This is a genomic window from Saccharothrix coeruleofusca (assembly GCF_017876325.1).
Lineage (GTDB): Bacteria > Actinomycetota > Actinomycetes > Mycobacteriales > Pseudonocardiaceae > Actinosynnema > Actinosynnema coeruleofuscum.
On the sequence record NZ_JAGINV010000001.1, the window covers coordinates 5,073,113 to 5,099,900 of the forward strand.

Annotated in this window: 26 protein-coding genes; 9 read left to right on the top strand and 17 right to left on the bottom strand. The window is 73.9% G+C overall.

Annotation, left to right across the window (positions count from 1 at the left end; translation table 11 throughout):
- Nucleotides 1-227 precede the first annotated feature (227 nt).
- Genes JOF41_RS22665 through JOF41_RS22675 form a run of 3 tightly spaced genes read left to right on the top strand, consistent with a single transcriptional unit; the run spans nt 228 to nt 5,057 of the window.
- Nucleotides 228-1,328 carry an AAA family ATPase gene (locus tag JOF41_RS22665; RefSeq protein WP_189223009.1) on the top strand — a complete coding sequence of 367 codons (1,101 nt, stop codon included), beginning with the start codon at nt 228-230 and terminating at the stop codon, nt 1,326-1,328.
- A 1-nt stretch (nt 1,329) separates the two neighbouring features.
- Nucleotides 1,330-2,595, top strand: a complete 1,266-nt coding sequence (locus tag JOF41_RS22670; RefSeq protein ID WP_209621798.1) for a DUF58 domain-containing protein — start codon at nt 1,330-1,332, stop codon at nt 2,593-2,595.
- The gene (locus JOF41_RS22675) at nt 2,595-5,057 is read left to right on the top strand and encodes a transglutaminase TgpA family protein (RefSeq protein ID WP_209621801.1); all 2,463 of its coding nucleotides are present in this window, start codon (nt 2,595-2,597) and stop codon (nt 5,055-5,057) included. The genes JOF41_RS22670 and JOF41_RS22675 overlap by 1 nt, the downstream gene beginning before the upstream one ends.
- 156 nt (nt 5,058-5,213) lie before the next feature.
- On the opposite strand, the gene JOF41_RS22680 is transcribed toward JOF41_RS22675, so the two are convergent.
- From JOF41_RS22680 to JOF41_RS22710, 7 genes are all read right to left on the bottom strand, one after another.
- Complete coding sequence (locus JOF41_RS22680; RefSeq protein ID WP_189223006.1) at nt 5,214-5,597, bottom strand: SCO2097 family morphological protein; 384 nt, start codon at nt 5,595-5,597, stop codon at nt 5,214-5,216.
- A 177-nt stretch (nt 5,598-5,774) separates the two neighbouring features.
- A complete protein-coding gene (locus JOF41_RS22685) occupies nt 5,775-6,740 on the bottom strand; it encodes a hypothetical protein (RefSeq protein ID WP_209621804.1) in 966 nt (321 codons plus the stop codon).
- Nucleotides 6,741-6,912: 172 nt separating this feature from the next.
- Entirely contained in the window at nt 6,913-7,173 is a 261-nt protein-coding gene (locus tag JOF41_RS22690) for a hypothetical protein (protein ID WP_189223004.1), read from the bottom strand.
- Between the two features lie 83 nt (nt 7,174-7,256).
- Nucleotides 7,257-7,898, bottom strand: a complete 642-nt coding sequence (locus JOF41_RS22695; RefSeq protein WP_189223003.1) for a Crp/Fnr family transcriptional regulator — start codon at nt 7,896-7,898, stop codon at nt 7,257-7,259.
- Between the two features lie 68 nt (nt 7,899-7,966).
- Nucleotides 7,967-9,157 (bottom strand): MFS transporter, encoded by a 1,191-nt coding sequence (locus JOF41_RS22700; RefSeq protein WP_189223002.1) that lies wholly within the window; start codon nt 9,155-9,157, stop codon nt 7,967-7,969.
- 52 nt (nt 9,158-9,209) lie between these two features.
- On the bottom strand, nt 9,210-10,526 hold the full coding sequence (locus tag JOF41_RS22705; protein WP_189223001.1) for a DNA polymerase IV: 1,317 nt from the start codon (nt 10,524-10,526) through the stop codon (nt 9,210-9,212).
- A gap of 40 nt (nt 10,527-10,566) precedes the next feature.
- Nucleotides 10,567-11,664 (bottom strand): amidohydrolase family protein, encoded by a 1,098-nt coding sequence (locus JOF41_RS22710; protein WP_189223000.1) that lies wholly within the window; start codon nt 11,662-11,664, stop codon nt 10,567-10,569.
- A 37-nt stretch (nt 11,665-11,701) separates the two neighbouring features.
- Here JOF41_RS22710 and JOF41_RS22715 point away from each other — a divergent pair, with 37 nt between their 5' ends.
- Nucleotides 11,702-13,033: a glutamine synthetase family protein gene (locus tag JOF41_RS22715; protein ID WP_189222999.1), complete on the top strand. Its 1,332-nt coding sequence runs from the start codon at nt 11,702-11,704 to the stop codon at nt 13,031-13,033.
- 135 nt (nt 13,034-13,168) lie between these two features.
- On the opposite strand, the gene JOF41_RS22720 is transcribed toward JOF41_RS22715, so the two are convergent.
- Nucleotides 13,169-13,777: a sigma-70 family RNA polymerase sigma factor gene (locus JOF41_RS22720; protein WP_209621807.1), complete on the bottom strand. Its 609-nt coding sequence runs from the start codon at nt 13,775-13,777 to the stop codon at nt 13,169-13,171.
- Nucleotides 13,778-13,787: 10 nt separating this feature from the next.
- Nucleotides 13,788-14,498: a class I SAM-dependent methyltransferase gene (locus JOF41_RS22725; RefSeq protein WP_189222997.1), complete on the bottom strand. Its 711-nt coding sequence runs from the start codon at nt 14,496-14,498 to the stop codon at nt 13,788-13,790.
- A 34-nt stretch (nt 14,499-14,532) separates the two neighbouring features.
- On the opposite strand from JOF41_RS22725, the gene JOF41_RS22730 reads away from it, so the two are divergent.
- Genes JOF41_RS22730 through JOF41_RS22740 form a run of 3 tightly spaced genes read left to right on the top strand, consistent with a single transcriptional unit; the run spans nt 14,533 to nt 17,209 of the window.
- A complete protein-coding gene (locus JOF41_RS22730; protein WP_189222996.1) occupies nt 14,533-15,360 on the top strand; it encodes a ParA family protein in 828 nt (275 codons plus the stop codon).
- Between the two features lie 18 nt (nt 15,361-15,378).
- Nucleotides 15,379-16,176: a DNA-formamidopyrimidine glycosylase family protein gene (locus JOF41_RS22735; RefSeq protein ID WP_189222995.1), complete on the top strand. Its 798-nt coding sequence runs from the start codon at nt 15,379-15,381 to the stop codon at nt 16,174-16,176.
- A 10-nt stretch (nt 16,177-16,186) separates the two neighbouring features.
- A complete protein-coding gene (locus JOF41_RS22740; protein ID WP_189222994.1) occupies nt 16,187-17,209 on the top strand; it encodes a quinone-dependent dihydroorotate dehydrogenase in 1,023 nt (340 codons plus the stop codon).
- A gap of 143 nt (nt 17,210-17,352) precedes the next feature.
- Here JOF41_RS22740 and JOF41_RS22745 read toward each other — a convergent pair whose 3' ends face one another.
- The 8 genes from JOF41_RS22745 to JOF41_RS22780 all read right to left on the bottom strand — a co-directional run bounded on the left by JOF41_RS22745 (nt 17,353) and on the right by JOF41_RS22780 (nt 25,116).
- Nucleotides 17,353-18,597, bottom strand: a complete 1,245-nt coding sequence (locus JOF41_RS22745) for a uracil-xanthine permease family protein (protein WP_209621813.1) — start codon at nt 18,595-18,597, stop codon at nt 17,353-17,355.
- Nucleotides 18,598-18,791: 194 nt separating this feature from the next.
- Nucleotides 18,792-19,577 carry a phage shock envelope stress response protein PspM gene (gene pspM, locus JOF41_RS22750; protein WP_189222992.1) on the bottom strand — a complete coding sequence of 262 codons (786 nt, stop codon included), beginning with the start codon at nt 19,575-19,577 and terminating at the stop codon, nt 18,792-18,794.
- Nucleotides 19,578-19,590: 13 nt separating this feature from the next.
- Nucleotides 19,591-20,442, bottom strand: a complete 852-nt coding sequence (locus JOF41_RS22755; protein ID WP_189222991.1) for a PspA/IM30 family protein — start codon at nt 20,440-20,442, stop codon at nt 19,591-19,593.
- Between the two features lie 289 nt (nt 20,443-20,731).
- The gene (locus JOF41_RS22760) at nt 20,732-21,151 is read right to left on the bottom strand and encodes a helix-turn-helix domain-containing protein (RefSeq protein WP_189222990.1); all 420 of its coding nucleotides are present in this window, start codon (nt 21,149-21,151) and stop codon (nt 20,732-20,734) included.
- 157 nt (nt 21,152-21,308) lie between these two features.
- On the bottom strand, nt 21,309-21,782 hold the full coding sequence (locus JOF41_RS22765; protein ID WP_189222989.1) for a CinA family protein: 474 nt from the start codon (nt 21,780-21,782) through the stop codon (nt 21,309-21,311).
- On the bottom strand, nt 21,779-22,363 hold the full coding sequence (gene pgsA / locus JOF41_RS22770; RefSeq protein WP_209621815.1) for a CDP-diacylglycerol--glycerol-3-phosphate 3-phosphatidyltransferase: 585 nt from the start codon (nt 22,361-22,363) through the stop codon (nt 21,779-21,781). The genes JOF41_RS22765 and pgsA overlap by 4 nt, the downstream gene beginning before the upstream one ends.
- Nucleotides 22,360-23,736, bottom strand: a complete 1,377-nt coding sequence (rimO, locus tag JOF41_RS22775) for a 30S ribosomal protein S12 methylthiotransferase RimO (RefSeq protein ID WP_189223329.1) — start codon at nt 23,734-23,736, stop codon at nt 22,360-22,362. The genes pgsA and rimO overlap by 4 nt, the downstream gene beginning before the upstream one ends.
- A gap of 201 nt (nt 23,737-23,937) precedes the next feature.
- Complete coding sequence (locus tag JOF41_RS22780) at nt 23,938-25,116, bottom strand: AAA family ATPase (protein ID WP_209621817.1); 1,179 nt, start codon at nt 25,114-25,116, stop codon at nt 23,938-23,940.
- A gap of 159 nt (nt 25,117-25,275) precedes the next feature.
- Here JOF41_RS22780 and JOF41_RS22785 point away from each other — a divergent pair, with 159 nt between their 5' ends.
- Nucleotides 25,276-25,776 carry an amino-acid N-acetyltransferase gene (locus JOF41_RS22785; protein WP_189222985.1) on the top strand — a complete coding sequence of 167 codons (501 nt, stop codon included), beginning with the start codon at nt 25,276-25,278 and terminating at the stop codon, nt 25,774-25,776.
- A 54-nt stretch (nt 25,777-25,830) separates the two neighbouring features.
- On the top strand, nt 25,831-26,694 hold the full coding sequence (locus JOF41_RS22790) for a MerR family transcriptional regulator (RefSeq protein ID WP_209621819.1): 864 nt from the start codon (nt 25,831-25,833) through the stop codon (nt 26,692-26,694).
- Nucleotides 26,695-26,788: the final 94 nt, after the last annotated feature.

The window sequence follows — 26,788 nt, forward strand, 5'->3', positions numbered from 1 at the left end:
GATCTTCACTCGAACGGAGTAGCAAAAACGGCCAAAACAGGTTCACGTCCGCGCCAGGTGGGGAATCGTGGAAGGAGGTGGTGAACCGGTCCCCCGAGTCGCCCGTGGAAACCTGCGAGCCGAATCTGTTCAATCGGCGCGGGGCTTAGCCCCGTTTTGACACACTTCGTGAAACGCTCACCACCTCCGCGAACCGGTCGAGGGTGGGCCCCGCCCCAGGAGGTCGAGTGACTCCGAGTACCCAGCCAGCCGCACTACCCGAGCACGCCTACGGCGGGGGCGGGACGCACAACAACGGCAACAGCAACGCGGCCCACCCGCAGGGCAGGCCGGAGGAGCTGCTGGGCGAGCTGCACGCGGTGGTCGGGCGGATCGCCGCCAACGTCGAGAAGGTCATCGTCGGCAAGCCCGAGGTGGTCCGGGTCGCGCTGGTCACCCTGCTGGCCGAGGGCCACCTGCTGGTCGAGGACGTGCCGGGGGTCGGCAAGACCTCGCTGGCCAAGGCGCTGGCCCGGTCCATCGACTGCACCGTCAGCCGCATCCAGTTCACCCCCGACCTGCTGCCCAGCGACATCACCGGGGTCTCGATCTACAACCGGCAGGACAACGACTTCGAGTTCCGCCCGGGCCCGGTGTTCGCCAACATCGTGGTCGGCGACGAGATCAACCGGGCCTCGCCCAAGACGCAGTCCGCGCTGCTGGAGTGCATGGAGGAGCAGCAGGTCACCGTCGACGGCAACACCTACCCGCTGCGCGCGCCGTTCATGGTGATCGCCACCCAGAACCCGATCGAGATGGAGGGCACCTACGCGCTGCCCGAGGCGCAGCGGGACCGGTTCACCGCGCGCGTGTCGATCGGCTACCCCGACCCGGCCGCCGAGATGGCCATGGTCGACGAGCACGCGGGCCACGACCCGCTGGCCCAGCTGCGCCCGGTCTCCGACGGCGAGCAGGTGCACAAGCTGATCAAGGCGGTGCGCCGGGTGCACCTGTCGCCGGAGGTCCGCCGGTACGCGGTGGAGCTGGTCGGCGCCACCCGGCGGCTGCCCGACCTGCGGCTGGGCGCCTCACCCCGCTCGACGCTGCAACTGGTGCAGGCCGCGCGGGCGCAGGCGGCGCTGGCGGGCCGCGACTTCGTGGTGCCCGACGACATCCACGCGGTGGCCGTGCCGGTGCTGGCGCACCGGCTGGTGCTCACCGCGGAGGCCCAGGCGGCCCGGCGGTCCGCCGCCGACCTGGTGCGCCACCTGCTCCAGCGGGTGCCGGTGCCGCAGGCGGCGCTGGACCCCACCGGGCAGTTCCTGCACAACGTCAACCCCAACCGCTGACATGCGCGGCGCCCTGTCGGGGTTGACCACCCGCGGACGCTGCCTGCTGGCCGCGGGGTTCGCCGCCGCGCTGTGCGGGGTCGTGCTCAACGAGCGCGATCTGCTTCGCGTGGCGGCGTTCGTGGTGGCCCTGCCGCTGCTGGCCGCCTGGCTGGCTCAGCGGGCGCGGGTCGGCCTGCACGCGACGCGGCTGCTGTTCCCCGGCCGGGTCCAGGTCGGGGCGGCCAGCGAGGTGCGCGTGGAGCTGCGCAGCACCGGGCGGCTGCCCACCGGCGGCCTGCTGCTGGAGGACTCCGTGCCCTACGCGCTGGGCAGCAGGCCCAGGTTCGTGGTCGAGCGGCTGCCCCGCAACACCGTGACCGCGCTGCGCTACCAGCTCAAGCCGGTGATGCGCGGCGTCCAGCAGGTCGGCCCGCTGCTGGCGCGGATCACCGACCCGTTCGGCCTGGCCGAGTTCGACCGCGAGATGGCCGGGCGCAGCAGGCTGGTCGTGGTGCCCAGGGTGGTGCCGCTGACCGGGCTGCCCAGCGGCTCGGGCATGGGCGCGGGCGACGACGGGTCGATCCGGCTGCGCGCGGGCCAGGGCGAGGACGACGCGGTGGTGCGGCCCTACCGGCACGGCGACGACCTGCGCAAGGTGCACTGGCGCTCCACCGCCCGCCGCGACGAGCTGATGGTGCGGGTCGAGGAGCGGCCGTGGCGCGGCGGCACCACCGTGCTGCTGGACCACCGGCTGGTCGCGCACCGCGGCGGCGGCCCCGGCGCGAGCCTGGAGTGGGCGGTGTCCTTCGCCGCGTCGGTGTGCCTGCACCTGCACCGGTTCGGCCACCAGGTGCGGCTGGTCGGCGAGGACGGCCGGGTGCTGGCGGGCGGCTCCGCCGACGGCGGGCACAGCGACGGCGTGGTGCTCGACGCGCTGGCCGCGCTGCAGCCCTCGCACCGGCGCGAGCCCGCCGCGGGCCTGGACCCCGGCGCGGGCCAGGAGGTCATCGCCGTGCTCGGCGCGTGCACGCCCGCCGCGGTGGACGCGATGGCCCGCAACCGGCCGCGCGGGATGCGCAGCCTGGCCGTGGTGCTGGACGTCAAGGCGTGGGCCGGGCCGAACGAGGACCCGGCGCCGGACCCGGCCGAGGCCCAGCGGCTGCTGGGCGCGGCGGGCTGGGGCGTGGCCGTGGCGACGCCCTCGACCCCGATGAACCAGGTGTGGCAGCAGCTGTGCCACAGCGCGGGCAATCGCGGCCCGGTGGTGCGCACGGAGGTGGGCTAGTGGCAGGCAACACCGCCGCGACGGGCGAGAACTGGGCGGTGACGGCCACCCCCGCCGTCGCGGGCCTGGCCACGCTGTGCGCGGCGACCGCGCTGTCGAGCGTGATCGCGGGCGTCCTGTGGCTGGTCTACGTGGCCGTGGCGGTCATGGTGGTGGCGGGCACCGGCGTGCTGCTGCGCACCACGCGGCTGCCCACGCCGGTGGTGTTCCTCGGGCAGCTGCTGGCGCTGCTGTGCGTGCTGGTGACGCTGTTCACCCGCAGCGGCGTGCTGGTGGTGCTGCCCGGACCGCAGGCGCTGCAGGACCTGGTGGGCGTGCTGGCCGAGGCGTTGAGCGAGGTGCAGACCGGCGTGCCGCCGGTGCCCGACAGCAACGCCATGCGCTGCCTGGTGATGGTGGCGATCGGCCTGGTCGCCGTCGCGGTGGACACCCTCGCCGTCGCCGCGGCCGCGCCCGCCGCGTCGGGCCTGGTGCTGCTGTGCGTGTTCGCGGTGCCCGCCTCGCTGGCCGAGGAGATGCTGCCGCTGTGGACGTTCGTCGCCGGCGCGGTGGCGTTCGCGCTGCTGCTGGCCGTGGACGGCCAGCACCGGCACAGCGCGTGGCGGGGCAGGGGTGGCGGCGGCGCGGGCGGGTCGGGACCGGCCGCGGCGGGCGTGGCGGGGCTGGCCGTGGTGGTGGCGCTGGTGGCGGGCGCGAGCCTGACCCCGGTGGGCACCGTCGGCAGGCTGCCCGGCGCGGGCGACCAGGTGGGCGGCGGCGCGGGCGGGCTGGGCATCGACCCGATGACCGAGCTGCGCGGGATGCTCAACCAGGGCGCCAGCCGCGAGCTGTTCCGGGTGCGCGGGCTGGACCGGTCGTCGTACCTGCGGGCCATGACGCTGCGCGAGTTCGTGCCCAACCAGGGCTGGCAGCTCGGCGAGGACCTGCCCGTCGGCGTGCCCGCGGGCGGCGACCTGCCGTTCCAGCCGGGCGACTCCGGCGACGGCGAGCGCACCAAGGTCAGGATCGAGCCGGTGGGCTGGCTGGACAACTGGCTGCCGGTGTACGGCAAGCCGCGCCGCATCGACAACGTCGACGACAACTGGCGGTTCGACCCGGCCCGCGGCATGGTCTACAGCGTCCGGGCGCGCAAGGCGGGCGAGTACGAGCTGGACACCGTGCTGGCCACGCCCCCCGCCGACGCGCTGCGCCGGGCCACCGGCTCGGTCGGCGAGGTCGACCGCGCCTACTTCCAGGCCGACGGCGTGGACGACCGGGTGCGCGCCCTGGCGCTGGAGCTGACCAGCGGCGCGACCAACCAGTTCGACAAGGCCACCGCGCTGTACGAGTACTTCACCGACGGCACCAACGGCTTCAAGTACACGACCGAGACCAGCGGCGACACCAGCGCCGACGCCCTGTTCGACTTCGTGTTCAACGGCAAGACCGGGTTCTGCGAGCAGTACGCCTCCGCCATGGCGATCATGGCCCGCTCGGTCGGGATGCCCGCCCGCGTGGCGATCGGCTTCACCGCCGGGTACCCGGTGTCGGACTTCCAGTCGATCACCACGCAGGACGCGCACGCCTGGGTGGAGATCTACTTCCCCGGCTACGGCTGGATGGTGTTCGACCCGACCCCGCTGTCCGACGGGCGCGGCGTCGTCCCGCCCTACATCGCGGGCCAGAACCCCGACGGCGAGGAGAGCGACAGCAGCACCAGCGCGACGACGACCACCACGACCACCACCGCGCCGGGCGCCGAGAGCTCGACCTCCGCGGCGCCGGAGAACCTCGGGCAGGGCGAGGCGGGCGCGGCGGAGTCGGCGGCGCCGACGTGGCACGTGGTGTCGCTGTGGACGGCGCTGGGCGTGGCGGTGCTGATGGCCCTGGTGCTGGCGCTGCTGCTGCGAGCCGCCGGGAAGGGGCCGCGCACGATGTCGTGGCGGCGTCCGGGGCCGACCGGCCTGGCCTCGACGGTGGCGGCGGTCTCCGGAGCGGTCTCGGCGGCGGTCGCGCTGGTCCTGCTGGTGGCGCTGCTGTCGTGGTGGCTGGTGGTGCCGCTGGTGCTGCTCGTGGCCGCGTTCGCCCCGGCGGCGGTGCGCGAGTACCGCAGGCGCGGCAGGCTCCGGGCGGTGGCGGCGCTGGGACCGGACGCGGCGGGCGCGGCGTGGCAGGAGCTGCTGGCCGAGTCGGTGGACCGCGGGACGCGGGTGCCGAACACGGAGACGGTGCGGGTCGCGGCGCGCCGCCTGGCGCGGGAGCACAACCTCGACGACCGGGGGCGCGACGGGCTGCGGGCCGTGGTGGGCGCGGTGGAGCGGTCCTGGTACAGCGCGCACGGCGGGGCGGACCCGGCGCTGCCCAAGGCGGTCGCCGACGTGCGGGAGAGCATGAGCCGCAACGCGCCCCTGGCGCTGCGGGCGAGGGTGCTGCCGCGGTCGGTGCTGCGCCCCAAGCCGCCCGTGGAGCCGTCGGAGGACTGACGTGCTGCGGGGGCCGGGCTCGGTGCTCGGCCCCCGCAGGACGGCTAGGTGCGGAACTGGACGCGCGGCCCGCGGGTCGTCCCACGGGTCACGGAGCGCGCAACACAACCCACGGCCCGCCCTGGGCGGGCGGGCCGTGTGTGTCGGGTCGGGCTGCTACTCGTTCTCGAAGCGACGACGGAAACGTTCTTCCATCTTCTGCGAGAACGAGCTGCGGCTGGGCCTGCTTCCCTCGTCGTTGGGCTCCTCGGCACCCTGCTCACCACGACGCAGCGTCGTCATGGTGAACAGCACGCCGAAGAACATCAACAGGAAACCGACCACGCTCACCACCGGGATACCAGCGAGCTTCGGCAACATCACACCTGTCACCAGCAGCGCCACACCCACGGCGAACAACACGATGCCGTAGATGCGCCGACGTCGGGACGGTTTGCGCAGCTTGGCGCCGCGCACGGTGGATGCGAACTTCGGGTCCTCGGCGTAGAGCGCGCGCTCGATCTGGTCGAGCAGTCGCTGCTCGTGCTCGGAGAGTGGCATGGCTCCTCCTCCGGCACAGCGGTCGCGGGCGCCGGGTGGTCACGGTTGCCGCCGGTCCCGGCGGACGCCCCGCCCTGGGGGTGTCACGACCAGGATACGATTCGCGAGCCTCCGCGACTACCCAGTCCGCCTTCCTGGGCGGTCTCTTCGGTCACCATCATCCTCACGGGGCAACGGTCAGACCTCCGTGAGGTCCAGACGACCCGTCCGCACCCCCTCCCCCGCCGCCACCGCCGGACGCGGACGCGCCCGTGCCGCGGCCAGCGCGCGCAGCAGGTGGGCGCCCACCGCCTCCGGAGCGTGCCGCAGCTCCCGCGCACTGGTCTGGACGACCACCACGCCGGTCGCCGCCAGCGCCCGCGAGCCCGACGGCGGGGTGCGGAACTGCCACGCCACGCCGAACTCGTCCCACCAGGCGTCGGCGGACCCCAGCGCACGCCCCTCCGCCGAGCGCAGCGGCACGCCCCAGCGCGGCGGGGGCACTCCCGACCGGTCCAGCAGCCGCCGGACCGGAGCAGGCGGCTCGACGCGGCGAGGTGGTCGCCGACCGGGCGCGCCCGGCCCGCCCCGGTCGAGCTCGGCCAGGACGCGGCGGGCCCCCTCGCAACCCCGGCGCAGACCCGCCCTCAGCTCCGCCACCGCGACACCGGCGCGGACGGCTTCGGCGAGCAGCGCGCGGACGGCCTCGTGGCCGGGCAGGAACCGGACGGCGTCGGCCACCGCCCTGGGCAGCGGGGCGGTGGGGAACCCCTTGCGCAGCACGAGCGCGGGCAGCGCTCGCGCGCGGGTGACCCGGACCCGGTCGACGGGCGGGGCGCGGCGGGTGGCCAGCACGTGCACCGGGCCGACGGCGGGCAGCACGTGCAGGCCGTGCAGCAGCACCGCGTCCAAGCCGGTCAGCAGGGCGCCCGGTCCGGCGTGGCGCAGGGCGGCCTGCGCGAGTTGCCACCGGGTGGGCGGTGTGCGGTCCAGCAGCAGGACACCGGGCAGCAGAAGCTGCCACGGGCCGCCGGGGCGGCAGCGGTCCAGCAGCACCCGGCCGGACAGGCCGAGGTGGATCAGCTCGGAGACCTTGGCGACGCGGTGGGTGAACAGGTGTCCCAGCGCGTCGAGGTCGACGGTGGCGCGGTTGGTGTGGCGCATGCGTCCACTGTGGTCGGTCGCGCTCGCCCGGTCGAGCCGGTGATCACGACCTGTGGACAACTGGGTGGGCTGTGGACAACTCGGGGGTCGAGACCCCGCCGGTCCTCTCCGGAGCGCGTTCCGGAGGGGACCGGCGGGCGGCGGCGGCCACCCCTCGAAGACCGCCGCGAGCTCACTGGCGCACCAGCTCCCCCGGCTCGACCGACGCCTTCTCGGCGCGCTTGACCGGGTGGACCTCGCGCCACGCGTCGTGGACGGCCAGCAGGCCGCCCGCGGCCAGCACCGCCACGGCCAGCGCCTGCGCGCCCCCCACGTCCAGGCCGACCAGGACGAAGACCACCGCCCACAGCTGCACCGCGGTGAACACCACCGCGCAGACCAGGTGCTCGATGGACCGACGGCGGGACTTCCCGTGCTCCTCGTTGTGGTTCATGACTCCCCCTCCGGGCTCCGACGTACCTCATTTGTAAGAGGCCGGGGACGCCGGGTCTGCGTCAGATGACGCACTCCGGGGAATCAGCTGGTGAACTCGTGGAGGCGGTCCACGTCGTGGATCTCGATCTTGCGCCTGCCGGTGCTGATGATGCCCTCGTCCCGCAACGAGCGCAGCACGCGCACCAGCGATTCGCGCGACGTGCCCGCGATGCCCGCCAGCTCCTCCTGGCTCAGCGACACCGCGCCCCCGTCGGCGACGCCGCGCCGGAGGGCCACGTCGACCAGCACGGCCGAGACGCGCTGGGTGGCCGTGCCGCTGAACTGGACGCGCTGCCGGTCGGTGTCGCGCTGGCGGCCCACCACCACGGTCAGCACGGCCCAGGCGATGCGCGGGTGCCGCTGGCACAGCGCGGCGAACGCCGCCGCCGACACCACCAGGGCGCGCACCGCGCTCAGCGCCCGCACGGTGGCCGACCTCGGCAGCCCGTCGACCGCCGACCGCTCCCCCACGATGTCACCCGCGCCCCGGACCGCCAGCACCCTCTCGTGGCCGTGCGCCGAGGTCGCGGTCACCCTGAGCAGGCCGCGCAGCACGACCAGGACGTGCGCGGTGACCTCCCCCTCGTGGCAGACCACCGAACCCTGCGGGTAATCGCGCTCGACCCCGCTGCCGCTGAGCAGCGCGTGCTCCGCAGGCGTCAGCAAGGTCCAGAAGCGGTCCACACCCCCAGGGTGCCGGGTGTTCGCCGAGCGTGGTCGAAATGGGTTCGGATGACACCCGAACGGCTCGATCAGCGGAGCTTCCGCCTGGCCAACAGCGGCTCGGTCAGCATGACCAGCGTGGCCGCCGCGGCGAGCAGGCTGCCCGCCAGCGCCGTCGCAGGCAGGCCAGGACCGTCCACCAGCACTCCGCCCAGCCAGGAGCCCGCGAGGATGCCCGCGTTGTACGCGGTCGAGCTCCCCGCAGAGGCGATGTCGGTGCTCAGCGGCGCCACCCGCAGCACCCGGCCCTGCAGCGCGGCCGCGAACCAGCTGCCCGCCAGCGCCAGCAGCGCGACCGCGACGACGGCGGCGGGCAGCCACCGCCCGGCCAGGAACAGCAGCAGCATCGCCGCGGCCATCGTGGCCAGCGGCACGACGAGGCTGATCAGCGGCCTGCGCTGGACCAGCCGCCCGCTGATCAGCGCGCCCAGCACGCCCGCGGCCCCGGTGCCCAGCAGGACCACGCCCAGCGACTGCCTCGGCAACCCGGCCACGTCGAGCAGCTGCGCGGTGATGTAGGTGTAGGCGCTGAACAGGCCGGTGATGCCCAGCGCGGTGACCACGACCAGGCAGGCGTAGCGACGGGCGTCGGCCTCCTCCCCGGCCGCGCTCCGCTCGCTCCCGCCCCCGGCGGGCAACAGGGCGATCACCACGACGCAGGTCGCGGTCACGATCGCGGCCAGCGCGAGGAACGTCGCCCGCCAGCCCACCTGCACGCCCAGCCAGGTGCCCGCCGGGATGCCCAGCACCGGGGCCAGGGAGCTGCCGGTGAACAGCGTCGAGACGACCGCGCCGTGCCGGTGCGCCGGGAACATCCCGGTCGCGACGGGCGCCACCACGCTCCAGAACAGGGCCTGCGACAGCGCGGTGACCAGCCGGGCCACCAGCAGCAGCTCGAAGGTCGGCGCGAGGGCCGAGGCCAGGGTGGCCACCGCGAACACCGCCAGCAGGCCGCCCAGCAGGGTGCGTCGGGGCAGGTCGCGGGTCAGCCTGGTCAGCGGCACCGACGCCAGCACCACCACGGCCGCGTACGCGCTGACCAGGGAGCCGATCGTGGTCAGCGACCGGTCCAGGTCCTCGGCGATCAGCGTGAGCAGGCCGATCGGCGCGGCTTCGGTGGTGACGAAGCTGAACGTGCCCACCGAGAGCGCCCCCAGGGCGGCGATCCGGCGCCAGCGGCTCGTGCCCGACGGGTCGGTGATGATCGTCTGCTGTGTCACGCGGCCAGCCTGCTGCACGGCCCTGAGCACGCCAAAGGAATATCGGCGGAGGTCACGGCCCGCCCGGCTGGTGCGCCGGGGGCGGTGCTCCTCCCCGGTCGGGTTTCGGCCGGTCCTCGTCCGCGCGCCCCGGCCGCGCGCCGAGCAGCGACGCGGGGCGGACCGCCGCCGTGCCGAAGCGGGTCCTGGCCTGGTCCGCCGCCTGCTCTGCCTCGCGCCAGCCGCGCTCCGGGGCGTCGAGCACCAGCTGCTCGCCGTCCTCGCCCTGCACCAGCTGCTCCACCCGGACGCCGATCAGCCGCACCGCGCCCGGCGGGACCTGCTCGTCCAGCAGGGTCGCCGCGGTGCGGTAGACCTCCCTGGTCACGTCCGTGGCCACCCGCAGGGTCTTCGCGCGGGTGATCGTGGTGAAGTCGGCGAACCGGACCTTGATCGACACCGTCCGCCCGCGCAGCCCCCTGGCCCGCAGCGTCGCCGAGGTCCGCTCGGACAGCCGCAGCAGTTCCCGGCGCAGCAGCTCGCGGTCGTGGTGGTCGACCTCGAAGGTCTCCTCCGCGCCGATCGACTTCTCCCGCGTCGAGGGCACCACCGGCCGGTCGTCGTGCCCCCTGGCCAGCGCGTGCAGGTGGTCGGCCAGCGCCCCGCCGACCACCCTGCGCAGCCGGGGCAGCGGCATCGCCGCCACGTCGGCCACCCGCTCCAGCCCGACCCGCTCCAGCTGCTCGGCCGTGCGCTTGCCCACGCCCCACAGCGCGGACACCGGCAGCGGGTGCAGGAACTGCAGCACCTCGGCGCGCGGGACCACCATCATGCCGTCGGGCTTGCACATGCCCGAGGCCAGCTTGGCCACGAACTTGGTCGGGGCCACGCCGACCGAGCAGGTGATGCCGTGCGCCCGCTCGACCTGCTCCCGGATCGACCGCGCCACCGCCGCCGGGGTGGCGCGCAGCCGCCGCAGCGCGCCGCTGACGTCCAGGAACGCCTCGTCCAGGCTCAGCGGCTCGACCAGCGGCGTGATGTCCCGGAAGATCGCCATCACCCCGCGCGAGACCTCCTGGTACCGGGCGAAGTTCGGCGGCACGAACACCGCGTGCGGGGCCAGCCGCCGCGCGTGCGCGGTGGGCATGGCCGAGCGGACGCCGAACTCGCGCGCCAGGTAGTTCGCCGAGGCCACCACGCCCCGGTGCGCCGTGCCGCCGACGACGACCGGTCTGCCCGCCAGCTCGGGCCGGTCCCGGATCTCCACCGAGGCGTAGAAGGCGTCCATGTCCACGTGCAGCATCGGGCAGCCGGTGTCGTCGGGCCACTGGTCGCCACGTGCCAGGAAGCGGTCGAGCAGACCGCGCGGCAGGTCCGCGCTGCGTCCCACGACCACCTCCGGAAACGATCTCGAACAGCTGTTCGACACTCTAGTCCAGCCGGTACGCGCGACGCGCGTTCCCTCCTCCTACCAGGTGACACACCCGTTCCGCGTCCGACTCGGTGAAGGCGCCCCGGCGCAGGCCGTCGACCAGGAAGTCCGACAGCGCCCGGCGGAACAGCAGCGCGCCCAGGTAGTACAGCTCCGCCAGCGCGAAGGCGTCGGTGGAGAACAGGAACTTGCCGAACGGCACGACCTCCAGCGCCTCGGCCAGCACCCGGCTCGCCTGGTGGCCCACGGCGTGGGTGGCCAGGCCCAGGTCGGCGAACACGTGCGGGAACACCTGCGCCAGGTACCCGGCGTGGCGGTGGAACGGGTAGTTGTGCAGCAGCAGGATGGGCACCCCGCGCGACCGCGTGGCCCGCAGCAGCGGCGTGAGCAGCAGCGGGTCGCAGCGGTGCAGGTCGACGTCGGAGTCCCCGTAGCCGACGTGGAACTGCACCGGCAGCCCCCGGTCGACCGCCTCCCACACCAGGAACCGGGAGAGGACCTCGTCCGCGCACCGCGAGGACCCCGACCCCAGCCACCGCCGGGCGGCCGCCTCGACCTCGCCGTCGGACGGCCGCGCCGGGTCCAGGTCCAGCCCCACCCGGTAGGCCGCGATCGACTTCGCCGCCACCGCGTCGCGGGCGGCCAGCGCCGCGCGCACCCGGTCCGGGAACCCCCGCGCGCCCGCCACCACCACGTCCTCGGCCAGCGCCTCCAGCCGCACCACGTCGAAGGACCGCCCGGTCCACGACGCCGGGTCGGCGAAGCCGTCCGGCCAGATGCCCGCGTCCACCAGGAAGTCGTCGATGCCCGAGGCGACCAGGAACGCCCGGTTGACCTCGGCCGCACCCAGCGACCGGCGCCGCCGCACGTACTCGTCGGGCGCGCAGTGCGGCGGCAGGTCCAGCACTGGCGCGCACCACCGCAGCACCGCCAGCCCGATCGAGGAGTCGAACAGCGTCGTGCCCAGCGGGCCGACCTCCGCCGCCTCGGTCAACCGCTCCTCGAACCCGGCGCGGTCGAGGTCCGCGGCCAGCACGCCGTGGCAGTGGTGGTCCACCAGCCGGGCGCCTGCCGCGCAGGGCAGCAGCGAGTCCACTTGTCCGAGGGTAGTGAGCGGGTGTACCCAGCACCTCATGGACGCTGCCGAGCGGGACCGCCGGTACCAGCGGGCGCGCGACCTGGTCGGCGAGCTGGCCGACCGGGACGTGGTCGCGGTCGCCATCACCTGGGTCGACCACAGCGGCATCACGCGGGTGAAGTCCGTGCCGCTGGCCGGGCTGCCCGAGGCCGCCGCGCGGGGCGTCGGCGCGTCCCCGGTGTTCGACGCCTTCCTGCTGGACGACTCGATCGTGGCCGGGCGGCACGCGGGCGGCCCGGTCGGCGACCTGCGGCTGCACCCGGACCTGGACCGGCTCACGCCGCTGGCGGGCCAGCCGGGCTGGGCGTGGGCGCCCGCGGACCGGTACGACCAGGACGGCGGGCGGCACCCGCAGGACGAGCGCGGGCTGGCCCGCGCCGTGGCGGACCGGCTGGCCGCGCGGGGCCTGGAGGCGCTGGCCGGGTTCGAGGTGGAGTGGGTGGTCGGCCGCACCGGCACCGACGAGTTCGTGCCCGCTGCCCTCGGCCCCGCTTACGGGCACGCCCGGCAGGTCGAGGTGTCCGACTACGCCGCGGACCTGCTCGCCGCGCTGGCCGACCAGGGCGTCGAGGTGCTGCAGCTGCACCCGGAGTACGCGCCCGGCCAGTTCGAGGTGTCCACCGCGCCGGAGGACCCGGTGGGCGCGGCCGACACCGCCGTGCTGGTGCGCGAGACGATCCGGGCGATCAGCTCCCGGCACGACCTGCGCGCCTCCTTCTCGCCCAAGGTGCTCGCCGACGGCGTCGGCAACGGCGGGCACCTGCACCTGAGCCTGTGGCGCGACGGGCGGCCGCTGTTCGCGGGCGGCGACGGTCCGTTCGGCCTGACCGCCGAGGCCGAGGCGTTCGCCGCGGGCGTGCTGCGCGGGCTGCCCGCGCTGTGCGCGATCGGCTGCCCCTCGGTGGCCAGCTACCTGCGGCTGGTGCCGTCGCACTGGGCGGGCTGCTTCGCCGCGTGGGGCCTGGAGAACCGGGAGACCGCGCTGCGGCTGGTCGCGGGCCGATCGCTGGAGGTCAAGTGCTACGACCTGACCGCCAACCCCTACCTGGTGGTGGCCGCGACCCTGGTGGCGGGCCTGGCCGGGATGGCCGACCGGGCCCGGCTGCCCGAGCCGCTGGCGGTGGACCCGGCGACGCTGCCCGACGTGCCCCGGCTGCCCACGACGCTGGCCGAGGCGGTGGCCGCGTTCGAGGCCGACGAAGTGCTCCGCGAGGCGTTCGGGGCCGAGTTCGCGGCGACCGTCGCCGACGTGCGGCGGGGCGAGGTCGCGCTGTTCGAGGGGGTCGGCGCCGAACAGGTCGCCGCGGCCACCCGCTGGCGGCACTAGCCGCTGTTCCGGGCACGAGTCGAGCGTCCAGGCACCCCGAACCGCGCACTCGCGCACCCCGAACCGCGCTTTCGCGGAGTCGGGTAGTAGTCAACGGCCCTCGCGAGCACGTCGGGTAGTACTTGCAGGCGCTTGTCAGGCCACCGGGTGCTCCTGTCGCGTCAGCGCCTTCTGCAGCTTGGCCAGCGCCCGGTGCTGGGCCACCCGCACCGCGCCCGCCGTGGACCCGACCGCCGCGGCGGTCTCCTCGGCGGACAGGCCCACCACCACGCGCAGCACCAGGATCTCCCGCTGCTTGTCCGGCAGCAGCCGCAGCAGCCGGGCCATCCGCTCGGTCAGCTCGCCCTGCACGACCCGCTGCTCCGGCCCTGCGGCGGTCTCCGGCCCGTCGGGCACCTCCGACACCGGCTCGGCCCGGTTGCGCGCGGCGTGGCGGTGCGCGTCGGCCACCTTGTGCGCCGCGATGCCGTAGACGAACGCCAGGAACGGGCGGCCCTGGTCGCGGTAGGTGGGCAGCGCGGTCAGCACCGCCAGGCAGACGTCCTGGGCCACGTCGTCGGCCGAGGCGAAGGACCGCTCCCGGCTGCCGACGCGGGCGCGGCAGTACCGCACCACCAGGGGGCGGATGGCCGACAACAACTGCCGCACGGCCGCGCGGTCGCCGGCCGCGGCGGCTCTGACCTGCTCGGCGGTGCAGCGGACCGCGGTCGGTAAAACGGGTTCGGGTGCGTCGACTCCTGCCATGCCACTCCGCTCAGCCTGGACGGCGGGCCAGCACGTGCAGCCGGGCGGCCACGTCGCGCAACGGCGACCGGGCCGCGGCGGCCAGTTCCAGCTCCGCCAGTGCTTCCGCCGCGCCGGGATTCGCCTCCAGCACGGCCCCTGGCACCAGATCGGCGACGATCCCGTGCCCTTGGAGCAGTTCTACCTCCAGGCCCGCGGCGCGGACCAGGGTCTCAAGACCCTGCGCGTCGAACCTGCGGGGCAGCGAGTGCGCAGCGTCGTCGAGCAGCTTCCGCGCGTCGTCGAACCGGCCCGCGACGGCCCGCTGGAGCACCGCCGCGTAGCGGTTGGCGACCAGCACGGACACCGCCGCGCCGGGGGCCGCCGCGGCGGCCAGCGCGGCCAGCGCCGCGGCGGCGTCGTCCACGACCTCCAGCAGCCCGTGGCCGAGCACCAGGTCGGCCGCGCCGTCGACGGCGACCTCACCCAGCGCGTCCGCGTCGCCCTGCACCGCGGTGATGCGCTGCGCCACGCCCGCTTCCTCGGCCCGGCGGTGCAGCGTGGCCAGCGCGTTCGGACTGGGCTCGATGACGGTGACCGCGCAGCCCGCCGCGGCCAGCGGCACGGCCCACACCCCGCTGCCCCCGCCGACGTCGAGGACCCTGGGCGGTTGGCCGCCTCGGCGCTCCCGCGCGGCGGCGAGCTCGGTGTCGAGCACCCTGTGTACGGCGTCCGGTCGCATGGCACAGCAGCCTAGAGACCGTAGGCTGCACATCGTGCATACGGTCGCGGTGCTCAGCCTCAAGGGTGGCGTAGGGAAGACCACGGTCGCGCTCGGCCTCGCGTCGGCCGCGCTCCGACGCGGGGTCCGGACGCTGGTCATCGACCTGGATCCGCAGTGCAACGCCACATCGACGCTGGAGCCGGGTGAGACCTCGGGCAGCATCTGCGACGTGCTGGAGGACCCCACGCCGGACAACGTGCGGGCCGCCATCGCGCCCAGCTCCTGGGGCGAGTCGGTGGACGTGCTGGCGGGCTCGGAGGACGCCGAGGCGCTCAACCACCCCGATCCGGGCGAGACCCGGCTGGGCAGGCTGCGCGAGGCGCTGGCGCTGCTGGCCGACGACTACCAGCTGGTGCTGCTGGACTGCCCGCCCTCGCTGGGCCAGCTGACCCGGTCGGCGCTGGTCGCGGCGGACCGCGCGCTGCTGGTCACCGAGCCGACCATGTTCGCGGTGGCGGGCGTGCAGCGGGCGTTCGAGGCGGTGCAGGCCGAGCGCGCCCACAACGCGGGCCTGCAGCCGCTGGGTGTGGTGGTCAACCGGGTCCGGCCGCGCTCGCACGAGCACCAGTTCCGCATCGAGGAGCTGCGCGACATCTTCGGCCCGCTGGTGATGCCGGTGGCGCTGCCGGACCGGCTCGCGGTGCAGCAGGCGCAGGGCGCCTGCATGCCCATCCACGAGTGGGGCACGCCGGGGGCGCGCGAGGTGGCGCTGGCGTTCAACCTGCTGCTGGCGCGCATCCTGCGGATGAGCCGCAGCCGTCGCCGCCCGGCGCACCCCGACTTCGACGACGAGGAGATCCAGGAGGCGATCGAGGCGTGAGCGCGCTGGCCGAACGCGGTGCCCGAGGGTGACACCGTCTTCCTGGCCGGGCACCGCCTCGACGACGCCCTGGCCGGGAAGACGCTGCTCAGGGGCGAGCTGCGGCACCCCCGCCTGGCGACGGCCGACCTGTCCGGGCGGGCGGTGCTCGGCGTCCGGTCGGTCGGCAAGCACCTGTTCACCCGCTTCTCCGGCGGGCTGAGCCTGCACAGCCACTTCCGGATGGACGGGGCGTGGCACCTGTACCGGCCGGGCGAGAAGTGGCGGCGGCCCGGCCACCAGGTCCGCGCCGTGCTGGCGGTGCCCGACCGGGTGGCCGTGGGGTTCGCGCTGCACGACCTGGAGCTGCTGCCCACCGAGCAGGAGGACAGGCTGGTCGGCCACCTGGGGCCGGACCTGCTGGCCGAGGACTGGTCGGACGCGCACGAGGCCGAGGCGGTGCGCAGGCTGACCGCCGACCCGGACCGCGAGCTGGGCTTGGCGCTGCTCGACCAGCGGGTGGTGGCCGGGGTGGGCAACCTCTACAAGGCCGAGGTGTGCTTCCTGCTGCGCGTGTCGCCGTGGTCCCCGGTGTCCGCGGTGGACCCGCGCGAGGCGGTGCGGCTGTCCCGCAAGCTGCTGCTGGCCAACGCCTGGCGCCCGGAGCAGAGCACCACCGGGGTGCTGGCGCGCGGGCGGCAGCACTGGGTGTTCGAGCGGACCGGCAAACCGTGCCTGCGCTGCGGCACGCGGGTGCGGGTCGGCGGGCAGGGCGAGGGGGTGCTGGAGCGGGTGGCGTACTGGTGCCCGAAGTGCCAGCCGGGGCCGATCGCCTAGGGTGTGCCCCGTGGTCTACCGGCAAGTGGTGCGCAGGGCGTTGTTCCGCCTGCACGGCGGGGACGCGGAGCGGGTCCACGAGACCACCCTCGGCGTGCTCGCCCGGCTGAGCCCGTTGGCGAAGGTCAGCGCGGCGGTGCGGCACCCGTCGCTGGAGCGGACGGTGTTCGGGGTGCGGTTCCCCAACCCGGTCGGCCTGGCGGCGGGCCTGGACAAGGACGGCCGCGCGCTGCCCGCGTGGCCCGCGCTCGGGTTCGGGTTCGTCGAGGTCGGCACGGTGACGCGGCACCCGCAGCCGGGCAACCCCCGGCCGCGGCTGTACCGGTTGCGCGCCAGCGAGGCGATCATCAACCGGATGGGCTTCAACAACGAGGGCGCCCAGGAGCTGGCCAACCGGCTGGAGCGGCTGGGCGGGCTGTCCGTGCCGCTGGGCATCAGCCTGGGCAAGTCGAAGGTGACGCCGGTCGAGCGGGCGGTGGAGGACTACCGCGCCTCGCTGCGGGCGCTGCACCGGCACGGCGACTACTTCGCGATCAACATCAGCTCGCCGAACACCCCCGGCCTGCGCGGCCTGCAGGACCGGGCGGCGCTGACCGAGCTGCTGTCGGCGTTGAACGAGGAGATGGCGGCGCTGGGCGCGCGCAAGCCGCTGCTGGTCAAGATCGCCCCGGACCTGACCGACGCGGCCATCGGCGAACTGCTCCAGGTGTGCGCCGAGCACCGGGTGGACGGCCTGATCGCCACCAACACCACGCTCTCGCGGGAGGGCCTGGCCCCGGCCGACCGGGCGCTGGCCGAGCAGGCGGGTGGCCTGAGCGGCAGGCCGCTGGCGGCGCGGGCGCGCGAGGTGGTGCGGTTCGTCAGCCGCGAGACCGCCGGGAAGCTGCCGATCATCGGCGTGGGCGGCATCGCCGGGCCGGACGACGCCAAGCGGATGCTGGACGCGGGCGCGAGCCTGCTGCAGGTCTACACCGGCTTCATCTACGAGGGCCCCGGCCTGGTCCGCCGCATCAACAAGTCCCTCATCCCCTGACACCTGCAAGTACTACCCGACACCCCCGCGCGGGCCGGTTGCTACTACCGGGCTCGTCGAACGCGCGATCGCAGGCACGCGCGGCCACAGGTCGGGTAGTAGTTATGCGCCTCGGTGGTGAGAGCGGGTAGTACTTGCAGGCGTCAGGCGCCGCGGGCGGCGCGCATCCAGCGCAGCACCGGGTGCAGGATGACCACCAGCAGCGATCCCCACACCAGGCCGCCCAGCTCCAGGTCGCCGAGCACCAGGGTGAGGTTGCCCACGCCCGCGACCAGCGCCGCGCCGCCGACCAGCGCGTTGCCGGGGTTGGTCAGGTCCACCCGGTTGTCCAGCCAGATCCGCACGCCGACCAGGCTGATCAGGCCGAACAGCACCAGCGTCGCGCCGCCGAGCACCCCCGGCGGGATGCTGGCCAGCAGCACCGCGGCCTTGGGCGAGAACGACAGCAGCACCGCGGCCACCCCGGTGACCGCGAACGCGGCGGTGGAGAAGACCCTGGTCACCCCCATCACGCCGATGTTCTCCGAGTACGTCGTGGTGCCGGTGCCGCCGCCGACCCCGGCCAGCGCGGTGGACAGGCCGTTGGCGATGATCGAGTCGCCGACGCTGCCGTCGAGGTTGCGGCCGGTCAGCGCGGCCACCGCCTTGACGTGGCCGACGTTCTCGGCGACCAGCACGATCACCACCGGCAGCACCATCAGGGTCACCGACGGGCGCAGCTCCGGGGAGTGCATCTCCGGCAGCCCCCACCAGGCGGCGCGGGCCAGCGCGGCGGTGTCGACCAGGTCCAGCGCGAAGCCCAGCGCCCAGCCCACCACCACGCCCAGCAGCACGGAGAACCGGAAGAACAGCCTGCGGCCCAGCACCCCGCACAGCAGGATGACCCCCATCGTCACCGCCGCCAGCAGTGGCTGCTCGGCGAACGACGCGGTGGCGCTGTGGGACAGGTTCAGCCCGATGAGGATGACCACCGCACCGGTGACCACGGGCGGCATCACCGACTCCAGCATCCGCACGCCCAGCGCCTTGACCGCCACCCCCACCACTACCACCAGCAGGCCCGCCGCGAGCACGCCGCCCAACTGTGCCGGGACGCCCTCGCTGCGCGCGGCGGTCAGCGGGGCGATGAACGCGAAGGAGGCGCCCAGGTAGCTGGGCACCCGGTTGCGGGTGAGCACCAGGAACAGCAGCGTGCCCAGGCCGGAGAACAGCAGCGTGGTGCTGACCGACAGGCCGGTGCTGGCGGGGACCAGGACGGTGGCGCCGATCATGGCGGCGAGGTGCTGCGCGCCGAAGCCGATGGTGAGCGGCCAGCTCAGCCGCTCGTCGGGCGCGATGGCGTCACCGTCGGTGGTGCGCCCGTCACCGTGCACGGTCCACAACGCCACTCAATGCCCTCCCGACCGCCGTGCTCGACCACCGGGCTGTGGCCGATGTCGAATCCTGCCACGCCATGTAGTGGGCAACGCTATATAACGGTCTGATAATCACACTATTGCAGCAGTGTGGAGGGGCGCGACTCGATCACTTGTGTGACTCGATGACGCTGAGTGAAAGAGTGGCGTTCGCGCAGGTGTGAACGTCAGCCGGAGAGGTCGCGCAACGCCGAGGCCAGGCCCGCCAAGTGGTCGGTGGCGTCACCCAGGATCTCACGGGGGTGGGCGGCGCTGCTCTCGGCCAGCACGCGGCCCGCGGCGGCGACCAGCCCGCAGTAGCCGTCCACGCCCTCGTCGAGCTGGGCCCGCAGCCTGCGCACACCCTCGACCAGGGGACCCCGCTCCAGCGGGGGCGCGGTGTCGCGCGCCCGCTCCACGGCTTGCAGCTGCATGGACACCGCGCGCAGCGCCGAGGACGCCTCCCTGCCGGTGGCGCGGGCCTGGGCGACGGAGTCGGCGGGCACGGAGGTCAGCGCGGCGGAGTCGAGCTGGCCCAGCAGCTCGCCCAGCGCGTCCTCGGCGTCCCGCAGCCGCTCCATCGGCTCCCTGGCGGCCGAGGCGCGGGCGGGCAGCGGGGGGCGGGGCGGCGGCGTGGTCAGCACGAGCCGTTCGCGCTCGGCGTTGAGCTGCCGCATCCTGACGCCGGTGCGGGCGGCGAGCACGCCGGTGCCCGCGATGCCGATCGCGGCGGCCACGCCCGCGGCCACCGGCACCGCGCCGACCAGGGCCAGCACGCCGAGCGCGGACAGGATGGCCAGCACGATCAGCCAGAAGGTCAGCACGCGGCTCGACCGGCGGTAGCGCCGGTCGAGCTTCGCGCGCGGGTCGTTCCAGGCGGCGACGCGCCGCCTGACCTGGTCCGCGAGTTGTCCCTGCAGCTGGGCGCCGACCACCTGGGCGATCTCACCGGCCACCCGTCGCCGGGGATCCATCGCGGACGCCATGTCAGCCCTGGCTCGCGGGCGGGTTCTGCTGGGTCTGCTGCTGGCTCTGCTGCACCCGCTGCTGGATCTCCTGCTGGATGCTCGCGGCGGCGCTGCCGGGCTTGGCGCCCGCGATCTCGCCCGCGACCGAACCGCCCTTCATCGACGCGCGGATCTGCTCCAGCCGGGACGAGCCCGCCATCTGCGTGGTCGACTGCTGGACCTCCAGCATCCGGCCCTGCACCGAGTTCTGCGCCAGCTCCGCGGAGCCGAGGGCGGTGGTGTACCGCTTCTCGATCTTGTCGCGGACCTCCTCCAGCGAGGGGGTGTTGCCCGGCGCGGCCAGCTCGGTCATCTGGCGCAGCGAGTTGGACACCTGCTCCTGCATCTTGGCCTGCTCCAGCTGGCTGAGCAGCTTGGTCCGCTCGGCCAGCTTCTGCTGCAGCACCATCGCGTTGCGCTCGACGGCCTGCTTGGCCTGCGCTGCGGCCTGCAGCGACTGGTCGTGCAGCGACTTGAGGTCCTCGATGCCCTGCTCGGCGGTCACCAGCTGGGTGGCGAACGAGGTCGCGGCGTTCTCGAACTCGGCCGCGCGCTGCTCGTCGCCCTTGGCCCTGGCCTCGTCGGCGAGCACGAGCGCCTGCCGCGCGGACGCCTGCAGCTTCTCGACCTCACCCAGCTGCCGGTTGAGCTTCATCTCCAGCTGGCGCTGGTTGCCGATCACCGCGGCGGCCTGCTGGGACAGGGCCTGGTGCTGCCGCTGCGCCTCCTCGATGGCCTGCTGGATCTGCACCTTCGGGTCGGCGTGCTCGTCGATCTTGGACGAAAAAGCCGCCATGAAGTACTTCCACGCCTTCACGAAAGGGTTGGCCATCTCTCCTACGCCTGCCTTCTCCGCACTTCCCTGGCTCGCGCTCGTGATTGGCAACGACCCGGTGCCGGTGTTGGTTCCATCGTCTCAGTTGTGCCCCGCCGCTTCCACCGGCCTGGGGAGATATCCGGGATCACCCTGATCCACCCCGGACCTTCCCCCGATCGGCAGTGGCCATCCTCCCCGCCCGCCGCGCCGGGGCCGCGCGCACCCCGCACTCGGTTGCCAAGTCGTTGCACGCGAGAAGCCGAGCCGGTGACCGGCTCGGCTTCACGGTGGAGTCGAACGACGTTCAGGCGGCCACCACGGCGCCGCGCGGCTCGCCCAGCGATGTGGACAGCCGGTGCGACAGCACGGGCTGCAGCCTCAGGTCGGACAGGTCGTTGCCGATCACCGCGGGCACCAGGGTGCCGCCCTCCAGGCTCGGGGCCGCCGGCTCCACGCGCTCGGTGAGCTCGGCCGTGCTCGGCACCGGCTGGACCGCGCCGATGTCGGACGCGACCAGGTGCAGCAGTTCGGACAAGGGCAGGTCCAGCGCCTCGCAGATCGCCGCCAGCAGCTCGCTGGACGCCTCCTTGCGGCCGCGTTCCACCTCGGAGAGGTAGCCGAGGCTGACGCGTGCGGTCCTGGAGACCTCGCGCAGCGTGCGGCGTTGGGTGGTGCGGGCATGGCGGAGCCGATCACCGATCGCCTCGCGTAGCAGCACGGTCATCGCGCGCCTCCTTCCGGCCGGCCGTGCCCACCACGTTACCGACCCGTCCCCTCGACGGGCAGCGACTTCCCGGCACGTCCTCCAAGAGCGAACGGGTGAACGGGCCGGGAAGTTCCCGCGCCCGCATTCGGGTGTGACCGGAATTGCCCAGTTCAGCTCATCCGGCGGCGACCGGGAGGTGATCGAGCAGGAGGTCGAGGGCGGCCACTGTGGACCTCGCGCGGACCGCGGCGCGATCTCCGCCCACCGCGATGGTGCGCACCGCCGAACCGGACGGACCGGACAAACCGAGGTGAACGGTGCCGGGGGCGACGCCGTCCTGGGGGTCCGGCCCGGCCACGCCGGTCAGCCCCAGGCCCCAGGTGGCCCCGCAGCGCGCCCGCGCGCCCTCGGCGAGCTGGCGGGCCACCTCGGGGTGCACCGCGCCGTGCTCGGCCAGCAACCCGGCGTCCACCCCCGCCAGGGCGTGCTTGAGGTCGGTGGCGTAGACCACCAGCCCGCCGCGCAGCGCGGCGCTGGCACCGGGGACGGTGGCCAGCTCGGCGGCGACCATGCCCGCGGTCAGCGACTCGGCGGTGGCCACGGTCTCCCGGCGGGCCAGCAGCCGCGCCACCACCTCCCGCGCGCTCACGCCCCGGCCACCGCCCGCTTGCCCCTGGCGCGCAGCCGGAACGCGCGCACCACGTAGTCCACGCCGGTCACCGCGGTCAGCACCACCGCCACGCCCATGGTCACCGGGGCCAGCGGCTCCAGCCAGGCGGGCAGCGGCAGCAGGTACAGGCCGATCGCCAGGATCTGCGCCAGCGTCTTGGCCTTGCCGCCCCGGCTGGCGGGGATGACGCCGTGCCTGATCACCCAGAACCGCAGCAGCGTCACGCCCAGCTCGCGCACCGCGATGAAGACCGTGATCCACCACGGCAGCTCGCCCAGCAGGCTCAGCCCCACCAGCGCGGCGCCGGTCAGCGCCTTGTCCGCGATCGGGTCGGCGATCTTGCCGAAGTCGGTGATCAGGCCGTGCTTGCGGGCGAGGTTGCCGTCCACGTGGTCGGTGACCGAGGCCACCGCGAACACCGCGAACGCCGTCAGCCGCCACCACGAGTGGTGCCCGCCCTCGGCGAACAGGGCGTAGAGGAACACCGGCACGAGCGCCAGCCGGGACATCGTCAGCACGTTGGCGATGTTCAGCACCGGCACGCGCGCGGGTTCGGTCACCGCGGGAGCACCTCGATCGCGGAGACCACCAGGTCCACACCCTCGGCGGCGTCGACCCGGCAGCGCACCAGGTCGCCCACGCGCAGCCCCTCGGAGTTGGTGATCACGCACTCGCCGTCGACCTCGGGCGCCTGGTGCGCGGCGCGGCCGACGCAGTCGGACTCCTCGTCCTCCTCGTGCTCGACCAGCACCACGACCTCGTCGCCGACCCGGTCCTCGGCTCGCTGCGCGGTCAGCTCCTCCACCAGCGCGGACACTCGCGCCACCCGCTCGGCGACGGTGTCGGGGTCCAGCTTGCCCGGCAGCCCCTCGGCCTCGGTGCCGTCCTCGTCGGAGTAGCCGAACACACCCACCGCGTCCAGCCGGGCCTCGGTGAGGAAGCGCTCCAGCTCGGCCAGGTCCTGCTCGGTCTCGCCGGGGAAGCCGACGATCACGTTGCTGCGGATGCCCGCCTTGGGCGCCAGCGCGCGGATCTGCTCGACCAGCGCCAGGAACGACTCGGTGGAGCCGAACCGGCGCATCCGGCGCAGCACCGGCTCGCTGGAGTGCTGGAAGGACATGTCGAAGTAGTCGGCCACACCGGGGGTCGTGGCGATCGCCTTGACCAGCGACGGCTTGGTCTCGGCGGGCTGCAGGTAGGACACCCGCACCCGGTCGATGCCGGGCACCTCGGCCAGCCGCCCGATCAGCTGCTCCAGGCCGCCCAGCTCGCGCGGCAGGTCCTTGGCGTAGGAGGTGGAGTTCTCGCTGACCAGGAACAGCTCGCGGACGCCCTGCTCGGCCAGCCACATCGCCTCGGCGACCACCTCGTCGGGGTGGCGGGAGACGAACGCGCCGCGGAAGGACGGGATGGCGCAGAACGAGCACCGCCGGTCGCACCCGGAGGCGATCTTCAGCGGCGCGACCGGGGTGTCCTCCAGGCGGGTGCGCAGCACGCGCGGCCCCCACCCGTGGCCGGGCACCTGCACCTCCTCGGCCGCCTTGGGCCGCTGCACCGGGGTCAGCGGCAGCAGCGTGCGGCGGTCGACCGGCTTGTGCGACTCCAGCACCTTGCCCGCGACCACGTCGTCGAGCCGCTCGGCCAGCTGGGCGTAGTGGTCGAAGCCCAGCACGGCATGCGCCTCGGGCAGGCTCTCCGCCAGCTCCGCGCCGTACCGCTCGGCCATGCACCCGACGGCGACCACCTTGGCCCCGCTGTCGGCGGCGGCGAGCAGGGTGTCCACGGAGTCCTTCTTCGCCGACTCGACGAAGCCGCAGGTGTTGACCACGACCACGTCGGCTTCCTCGTCGACCAGCTCCCAGCCGCCCGCGGTGAGCCTGCCCGCCAGCTCCTCGGAATCGACTTCGTTGCGGGCACACCCGAGGGTCAGCATGGCTACGCGCTTGGACGTGGTGGGGGAAGACACCGCCCCAGGGTAACCGCCCCCGCCGGGGGCTCCCGCACTCAGCGGTTCAAGGCCGCTTCGACCAGCCGCCAGACGCCGGTGGAGGGGTTGCCCGGCGGCAGCGCCCTACCCCGTGGTGGCCAGGCCCCGCCGGAGCGCGACGGCGTTCCGCGTCCGCTCCCGAACTCCTCACGCCGGGGAGTCCGCGCCGCCTCGCACGGCCCTGTCGAACAGCTCCTCGTGCAGATCGGGCACCGCCCCGTACGCACCGGACAGGTAGCGGCGTTCCAGGTTGTCCCCGGTGTCAGGTCCGAATTCGGTGAGGGGGTGGAGGGTGCTCGCACCGGTCGGCCCCTTCTCCACGAACCACACCTCGTCCCGGTCCAGCACCCGCTCGGCGAGCGGTGGGTGCAGCAGCGTGGCGTCGTGGGTGGTGAAGATGAGCTGACCGCCCCCGGTGTTGCTGCCGGAATCGCGGAAGAGGGCGATGAGCCGGGCCGCGAGCAGTGGGTGCAGGGTGGCGTCGATCCCGTCGACGACCAGCGTTCCCCCCTCGGCCAGGACGGTCAGCACGCTGGGGAGCAGGCTCAGCCAAGCTCGTGTTCCCGCCGACAGCTCGGCCCACCGGAGGCGTTTCCCGGCGCCGCCGGCAGTGCGGAGCAGAAGGGAGCCTCCACGAGGATCGCCCTCACCGACCACCTCGACATCCGAAAAACCCAGGTCCGCCGCGCGCGACAAGGCAACGACCCGTGCCCGCTCCCTCTCGCTCGACAGGAGGAACTCCACTGTCCGCCGGTCGACGTCCACTGGGGGAATTCCCGACTGGAAAGTCAACCGGTGCACGAACCAGCGGTACGCGGGCATGAGCGCCACGACATTCGCACGAGCGGCCAGACCGAGGAACAGCGCATCAGGTCGCAGCAGATCTTTCAGCGCGTTCATCCCGCTGGTCGCCCCGGTGAGCGTTTTGCCGAACTCGACCTGCTCGTCGGCACGCTCGAACAGCAGCCTGCGGCTTCTCCCCTGGTAGCTGTACAGCCACTCGGAGCGGACCCGCCGATCACCCACCTCGAAACCGTACGTGTACCGGTCACCGTTCTCGACCACTTCGACGACGAAGATCGAGGGCTCGTGCTCGGCGAGCGGATCGAGCTTGAACGGCCGCCGGGAAATGCCATTCCCCGGATACCGCGGACCGGGGGAATCGCCAACCGTATCGGCCATGAATCGCAGGCCGTCGAGGAGGTTCGACTTCCCGGAGGCGTTCGCGCCGTAGACGGCCGCCACGGGCACGACCAACCGGGCTTGCGCGTGGAGGGGCATCAACAGCAACTCCTGCTCCGCGCGGAACGACCGGTGGTTGCCCACCCGGAAACTCCGAAGCACGTGACACCCCGTTCCAGGACACCGCAGGCAGTTCCGGACGAGTAGACCGCAGGACCGGGCGCACGCAGCCGCTCTCCGGCGAGTTTCACCCTGTGGAGTACCGATCAGCGGGTGCCCGCGCGCGAAGACTACGTTTGCGGTGTGAACGACCCGATCAACGTGCGGCGGGCTCGCACCGGTGACGTGCGGGCGATGAAGGCCCTCATCGACCACTACGCGGGCAAGGTGCTGCTGGCCAAGCCGCTGGTCACCCTGTTCGAGGACGTCCAGGAGTTCTGGGTGGCCGAGGAGGACGGCGAGGTGCTGGGCTGCGGGGCCCTGCACGTGCTCTGGGAGGACCTGGCGGAGATCCGCACGGTCGCGGTCTCCCCCACCGCCGTCGGTCGAGGGATCGGGCACCGCATCGTGCGCAAGCTGATCGAGACGGCGCGGGAGCTGCAGCTGGCCCGGATCTTCGTGCTGACCTTCGAGACCGAGTTCTTCGGCAAGCACGGGTTCGTGGAGATCGACGGCACGCCGGTGTCACCCGAGGTGTACGAGGAGATCATGCGCTCGGCCGACGAGGGCGTGGCGGAGTTCCTCGACCTGTCCTACGTGAAGCCGAACACGCTGGGCAACTCCCGCATGCTGCTGCACCTGTAATTATTCGAGCCAGAACTCGAACAGTGTTGACTGCTCTAACGCCGACCCGTCACGATGGGCGGCGTGGAGCAGCTGACGGTGGACGAGCTGGCGGTGCGGGTGGGCCTGCCCGGCAGCACGATCCGCATGTACCAGACCAAAGGCGTGCTGCACGCGCCGCGCAGGCAGGGCCGGGTCGCCTACTACGACGCCTCGCACATCGAGCGGCTGACCCTCGTGCAGCGGCTGCAGGCGCGTGGTTTCTCGCTGCCCGCGATCGCCGAGCTGGTCGCCGCGCGGGAGCGGGGCGCCACGGTCGCGGCCGTGCTCGGCGTCGGCGACAACGAGGGCCCCGACGACTGGGTGCGGGTCGGCCTGCGCGACATCACCAAGCTGGTCCCCGTCGGCCACATGCGCCCCAGCGTGCTGCGCCGGGCCGTGCAGCTGGGCCTGCTGCGGTGGCGGCGCGGCAGGCCGTACGCGCGGCGCTGGGCGCTGGAGTGCGGCCACCGGCTGTCCGGCATGGGCGTGCTCTGCGACGACGCGCTGGACCACTTCGCGCTGCTGCGCCGGTCGACCGACGCGATCGCGGCGGACTTCGTGACCCTGTTCGAGCGCAGGCTGTGGCCGCAGCTGGCGGACAAGACCGACCAGGACGACCAGCTCGACCGGATGCGCGCGCTGCTGGTCGAGCTGACCTACACCGCCGAGACCGTGGTCGTCGGCACCCTGCGCGAGTCGATCCGCGAGGCCGCCGAGGGGTTCGCCCGCAAGCACGGGCTGCTGCCCGGCGGGGAGTTCCACCCGGCGTGGGTGGCGGAACCCCTGCCCATCGCCGAACGTCTCATCAGCGCCCCGGAGGACGCCGAGGTCCCGGACGAACCGGCGATCCAGCGCTTCCTCGACCGGGCCGACGAGCCGGAGGAGTCCATCCGGTGACCGCGCCGCCCCCACGTGCCCGGCGCCGGTCGAGCGGTTCGAGCCGGTGAGAGGGGTTCGGCTCGCCCGCTCCACCGCCCGCTAGCCGGGCGCC

Excerpts from the sequence above, each read along its gene's own strand:
- JOF41_RS22790 (WP_209621819.1), top strand. The coding sequence starts at position 25,831 with ATGGGCGGCGTGGAGCAGCTGACGGTGGACGAGCTGGCGGTGCGGGTG.
- JOF41_RS22725 (WP_189222997.1), bottom strand. The coding sequence starts at position 14,498 with ATGCGACCGGACGCCGTACACAGGGTGCTCGACACCGAGCTCGCCGCC.
- JOF41_RS22760 (WP_189222990.1), bottom strand. The coding sequence starts at position 21,151 with ATGACCGTGCTGCTACGCGAGGCGATCGGTGATCGGCTCCGCCATGCC.
- JOF41_RS22755 (WP_189222991.1), bottom strand. The coding sequence starts at position 20,442 with ATGGCCAACCCTTTCGTGAAGGCGTGGAAGTACTTCATGGCGGCTTTT.
- JOF41_RS22685 (WP_209621804.1), bottom strand. The coding sequence starts at position 6,740 with ATGCGCCACACCAACCGCGCCACCGTCGACCTCGACGCGCTGGGACAC.
- JOF41_RS22680 (WP_189223006.1), bottom strand. The coding sequence starts at position 5,597 with ATGCCACTCTCCGAGCACGAGCAGCGACTGCTCGACCAGATCGAGCGC.
- JOF41_RS22690 (WP_189223004.1), bottom strand. The coding sequence starts at position 7,173 with ATGAACCACAACGAGGAGCACGGGAAGTCCCGCCGTCGGTCCATCGAG.
- JOF41_RS22670 (WP_209621798.1), top strand. The coding sequence starts at position 1,330 with ATGCGCGGCGCCCTGTCGGGGTTGACCACCCGCGGACGCTGCCTGCTG.
- pspM (WP_189222992.1), bottom strand. The coding sequence starts at position 19,577 with ATGGATCCCCGGCGACGGGTGGCCGGTGAGATCGCCCAGGTGGTCGGC.
- rimO (WP_189223329.1), bottom strand. The coding sequence starts at position 23,736 with ATGCTGACCCTCGGGTGTGCCCGCAACGAAGTCGATTCCGAGGAGCTG.
- JOF41_RS22720 (WP_209621807.1), bottom strand. The coding sequence starts at position 13,777 with ATGGCAGGAGTCGACGCACCCGAACCCGTTTTACCGACCGCGGTCCGC.
- JOF41_RS22715 (WP_189222999.1), top strand. The coding sequence starts at position 11,702 with ATGGACGCTGCCGAGCGGGACCGCCGGTACCAGCGGGCGCGCGACCTG.